Genomic DNA, 4,507 nt, shown 5'->3' with positions numbered 1-4,507 from the left:
CGGCGGCGCGGCGACGCGGAGAAATCGTCGTGCGGCTCTACGCACAGGATTCGGCCGTGTCGTTCTACCTGCGGCACGGCTTCGCGGCGGTCGGTGAGCCGTTCGTCGAAGCCGGTGTGCCGCACGTCGAGATGGCGCGCGCGCCGTAGCGCGGCGCCCGCTCGCGTGCTCAGCGCGGCGGCGTCGCGTCGAGGTCGAACGTGAACGCACGCTCGAACGTGCCCGGGCGGACGGTGCGGTGCGAACCGTCGTCGTCGCAGCGTTCCTTGATCTCGACCGTCAGCCGCACGCCTTCCTTCATCGTGACGCGCAGCGCGGTCGTGCCGCGCGTGCCGTATTCAGGCGTCTCGATGAATGCGGCCGACAGCGCACGCTCGCGCTCGATCGGAATACCCGTGTGCGGCAATGCGTCGTCGTCCGCGACATGCGGGTCGCGCATCAGCGCGATCAGCTCGTCGAGCGACGGGGTCGGATTGTCGGTGAGCAGCGTGCCGAGTTCCGCGCGCTTGCGCACCACTTTCGGCCAGGGTGTATCGAGCCGCGCATTCGACAGCGCATGCACGCCGGGCGCGATTGCGACGGGGGCGGCGACAACGCTTTCGCCCTCGGGCGCGCGATTGCAGAACCACGCGAGTTCACGCCGCCGCCAGTCGCCTACGAGCAGGTTGAAACCGTTGTAGACGGCCGCATGCTCGGCCAACTGCCTCAGGTAGTCGAGCGGCGCGACGGACGGCCCGCCGAGGAAATCGGACACGAGCTTGCCGCGGGTCGGCGCACCGGCGCGGATGTCGAACGGTGCGCGGTAGTTCGTCAGCGCGGCGAAACGGCCGTCGCGCGATACGCCGAGCCACGTGCCGCCCGCTTCGAGATCGCGGCCGGCCAGCACGCCCGGTACATCTTCCCACCACGAGAGCGGCGCGCTGGTCCGACGAAAGAACTCATCGCGGTTGGCGGTGAGGGTAAAGACGGGACCGGCGGCGGCATCGGGCTGCCAGTCGAAGGCAATCAGACACATCGGGCGAATCTCTCGCAGGAAACATCGGGCGCCGGCTGCGACTCGCGAGCCGGCGCGCGAACGGGTTGTCAGTGCATCACGCTTCCGTCGGCCACGCGTACGGCAGCGTATCGAACGCGAGCACCGGGCCGTCGGCCGAACCGAGGTGCACCGTGCCGTTGTCGAGCGCGGCGAGCTTGATCTCGACGAGCGCGTCGACACCGCCCGCGGGCGCGGCCGCCGCGTTGACGATCATCCCGCACGGCTGGCCGGGATCGTCGCTGTGGAACAGCTCGACGCCGGCATGCACGGTATCGGTCTCGCCGGCGACGTGCGCAAGCGCGGTGCGGCGCTTGATCGTGCCGCGGTACTGGCTGCGCGCAACGATTTCCTGGCCCGGGTAGCACCCCTTGCGAAAGTTAACGGCGCCGATCACGTCGAAGTTGACCATCTGCGGCACGAACTGTTCGACGGCAGGCTGCGTGATGCGCGGTTCGCCCGCACGGATGTCGAGCCAGTCCCATACGGCCGGCGACACGACCGGCAGCGAACTGCCGAGCGCGGCGATGCGCGCATCGACTTCCGCGCGCGGGCCGATCCACAGATAGCGCTTGCGGCCGGCTGCATCGGGCACGCGGATCAGCGTGCCGGCGGGGCCGTCGACCTTCACGTGCACGCCGTCCGGCAGTGCATCGAAGATGCCCGACAGCGCGTCGCGCACGTCGCCCGCGAAACCGACCACCGCGAGCGTGTCGCTCGCATCCGTCAGCTTCGCTTTGGCACGCAGCACGAACATCGACAGTCGCTTCTGCACGGCCGGCTGCACGTCCTTCGACACCAGCAGGCGCACGCCGTGGCCGGCGCGCCACGTGAGGAACGAGCCGAGGAGGCGCCCCTTCGGCGAGCAATAGCCGGACAGCCGCGCACTCGCGGCGTCGAGATGTTCGATGTCGTTGGTGAGCTGGCTGTGCAGGAACGTCGCGGCATCATCGCCGGCCACGTCGATCACGCCGAACTGCGGCAACGGCATGCAGGCGCCCGGCGCATCGAAATCGGCGGCGGACGGGCGGGGGAAAACGGGGAGCGAGGCGGGTGCGGCCTGGACTGCCGGTGAAGCGAACGGTGTGCTCATGGAATGAGGGAACAGTCAACCCTGACTTTGACGGAGGCGAGCAAGTATTATATGGGTCTTACCTGAGTCACGTTTCCATGTCCCTACTGAAGAAATGCGCCGCGACGATCGTGGCGCTGGCCGTCGTTGTGGCCGCTGCCGGCGCGGGCGGCGGATATTACTGGGCAACCCGGCCACTGCTGCTGGGTTCCGCATCGCTCGACGTCACGATCAAGCCGCGCAGCAGCGTGAAGAGCGTTGCGCTGCAGCTGAAGCGCGGCGGCGTGCCGGTGGAGCCGCTCGGCTTCGTCGCGATGACGCGCGTGCTCGGGCTGTCGAGCCGGCTCAAGTCCGGCAACTACGAATTCAAGACCGGTATCACGCCTTACGAGGTACTGCAGAAGATCGCGCGCGGCGACGTGAACGAGTACGTCGCGACGGTCATCGAAGGCTGGACCTTCAAGCGGATGCGCGCGGAACTCGACTCGAACCCCGATCTTGCGCACTCGACGGCCGGCATGAGCGACGCCGAGCTGCTGCGCGCGATCGGCGCATCGGACAACGCGGTGCAGCGCGGCAGCGGCGAGGGGCTGTTCTTCCCCGATACCTATCTGTTCGACAAGGGTACGAGCGACCTGAACATCTACCGGCGCGCGTACCATCTGATGCAGACGCGTCTTGACGAGGCCTGGGCCGCGCGCGTGCCGGGCCTGCCGTACAAGACACCTTACGAAGCGCTGACGATCGCGTCGATCGTCGAGAAGGAAACGGGCCACGCGGCCGACCGCGCGTTCGTCGCGGCCGTGTTCGCGAACCGGCTGCGCATCGGCATGCCGCTGCAGACCGATCCGTCGGTGATCTACGGGCTCGGCGATGCGTACGACGGCCGCCTGCGCAAGCGCGACCTGCAGGCCGACACTCCTTACAATACCTACACCCGACGCGGGCTGCCGCCGACGCCGATCGCGTTGCCGGGCGTGGCCGCGCTGCAGGCGGCGATCAATCCGGCACAGACGAGCGCGCTTTATTTCGTCGCGAAAGGCGATGGCACGAGCGTGTTCTCGGACACGCTCGGCGACCACAACAAGGCCGTGGATAAATACATACGAGGTCAATAATGGCGAGCGGTAAATTCATCACGTTCGAAGGCATCGACGGGGCGGGGAAGACCACCCACCTGCAATGGTTCTGCGAACGCCTCCAGGGCAAGCTGGGCGCGGCCGGCCGGCAGGTCGTCGTCACCCGCGAGCCGGGCGGCACGCAGCTCGGCGAGAAACTGCGCGAGATCCTGCTGAACCAGCCGATGGATCTCGAGACGGAAGCGCTGCTGATGTTCGCCGCGCGCCGCGAGCATCTCGCGCTCGTGATCGAGCCGGCGCTCGCGCGCGGCGACTGGGTCGTGTCCGATCGCTTCACCGACGCGACGTTCGCGTACCAGGGCGGTGGCCGCGGGCTGCCGCGCGACAAGCTCGAGACGCTCGAGCGCTGGGTGCAGGGCGGTTTCCAGCCCGACCTGACGGTGCTGTTCGACGTCGCACCGCAAGTCGCGAGCGAGCGTCGCGGCGCCGCGCGCATGCCCGACAAGTTCGAGAGCGAGTCCGACGCGTTCTTCTCGCGCACGCGCAGCGAATACCTGCGACGCGCGGAAGAGGCGCCGCACCGCTTCGCGATCGTCGATGCGACGCAGACGATTCCCGAGATCCGCCAGCAGCTCGAACGCGTGCTCGCCGCGCTGTAATTCGCAAGGAACGCACCACATGATCTATCCGTGGCAGACCGACGACTGGAACCGCCTGCAGCAACTGCGTGCGCAATGGCCGCACGCGCTGTTGCTGCACGGTCAGGCCGGGATCGGCAAGTTGCAGTTCGCGCAGCATCTCGCGCAGGGCTTCCTGTGTGAATCGCCGCAGCCGAACGGCGAGCCGTGCGGCACCTGCGCGGCCTGCACCTGGTTCTCGCAGGGCAACCATCCGGACTACCGGATCGTGCTGCCCGAGGCGCTGGCGGGCGAGGCGCCGGGCGCCGCGGACGACGCGAAGGCGGCCGACGCGGACGAAGGCGGCAAGAAGACGCGGGCGCCGAGCAAGGAAATCAAGATCGAGCAGGTGCGCGCGCTGCTCGACTTCTGCGGGGTCGGTTCGCATCGCGGCGGCGCGCGCGTCGTCGTGCTGTATCCGGCCGAGGCGCTCAACGTCGCCGCGTCGAACGCGCTGCTGAAAACGCTGGAGGAACCGCCGTCCGGCGTCGTGTTCCTGCTCGTGTCGGCGCGCATCGACCGCCTGCTGCCGACCATCATCAGCCGCTGCCGGCAGTGGCCGATGACCGTGCCGGCGCCCGACGCGGCCGCGGCCTGGCTTGCCGCGCAGGGCGTCGATCATGCGCCTGCGCTGCTCGCCGAGGTC

6 protein-coding genes are annotated in these 4,507 nt (G+C 68.6%); 4 read left to right on the top strand and 2 right to left on the bottom strand.

The features are described from left to right. Window positions 1–149 (top strand): GNAT family N-acetyltransferase (locus G3N99_RS35270; protein WP_206124674.1); only part of this gene is annotated, 149 nt, incomplete at its 5' end. A gap of 20 nt (window positions 150–169) precedes the next feature. Here the strand turns inward: G3N99_RS35270 and G3N99_RS35265 are convergent. Together G3N99_RS35265 and G3N99_RS35260 are read right to left on the bottom strand one after the other, a co-directional pair. Continuing rightward, on the bottom strand, window positions 170–1,015 hold the full coding sequence (locus G3N99_RS35265) for an NRDE family protein (protein ID WP_174987287.1): 846 nt from the start codon (window positions 1,013–1,015) through the stop codon (window positions 170–172). Between the two features lie 76 nt (window positions 1,016–1,091). Further along, window positions 1,092–2,126, bottom strand: coding sequence for a folate-binding protein YgfZ (locus G3N99_RS35260; protein ID WP_206124673.1), 1,035 nt, complete (start codon window positions 2,124–2,126; stop codon window positions 1,092–1,094). Between the two features lie 77 nt (window positions 2,127–2,203). On the opposite strand from G3N99_RS35260, the gene mltG reads away from it, so the two are divergent. From mltG to holB, 3 genes are all read left to right on the top strand, one after another. Continuing rightward, entirely contained in the window at window positions 2,204–3,223 is a 1,020-nt protein-coding gene (gene mltG, locus G3N99_RS35255; RefSeq protein WP_174941171.1) for an endolytic transglycosylase MltG, read from the top strand. After that, a complete protein-coding gene (gene tmk / locus G3N99_RS35250) occupies window positions 3,223–3,843 on the top strand; it encodes a dTMP kinase (RefSeq protein WP_206124672.1) in 621 nt (206 codons plus the stop codon). The genes mltG and tmk overlap by 1 nt, the downstream gene beginning before the upstream one ends. Window positions 3,844–3,862: 19 nt before the next feature. Then, on the top strand, window positions 3,863–4,507 hold a 645-nt coding region (gene holB, locus G3N99_RS35245), incomplete at its 3' end, for a DNA polymerase III subunit delta' (protein ID WP_206124671.1).

The sequence above is a fragment of the Burkholderia sp. Ac-20392 genome, assembly GCF_017104585.1.
In the GTDB taxonomy this organism is placed as follows: Bacteria; Pseudomonadota; Gammaproteobacteria; order Burkholderiales; family Burkholderiaceae; genus Burkholderia; species Burkholderia lata.
This window is presented reverse-complemented; position numbering and strand designations above follow the sequence as displayed.

Excerpts from the sequence above, each read along its gene's own strand:
- G3N99_RS35265 (WP_174987287.1), bottom strand. The coding sequence starts at position 1,015 with ATGTGTCTGATTGCCTTCGACTGGCAGCCCGATGCCGCCGCCGGTCCC.
- mltG (WP_174941171.1), top strand. The coding sequence starts at position 2,204 with ATGTCCCTACTGAAGAAATGCGCCGCGACGATCGTGGCGCTGGCCGTC.
- G3N99_RS35260 (WP_206124673.1), bottom strand. The coding sequence starts at position 2,126 with ATGAGCACACCGTTCGCTTCACCGGCAGTCCAGGCCGCACCCGCCTCG.
- tmk (WP_206124672.1), top strand. The coding sequence starts at position 3,223 with ATGGCGAGCGGTAAATTCATCACGTTCGAAGGCATCGACGGGGCGGGG.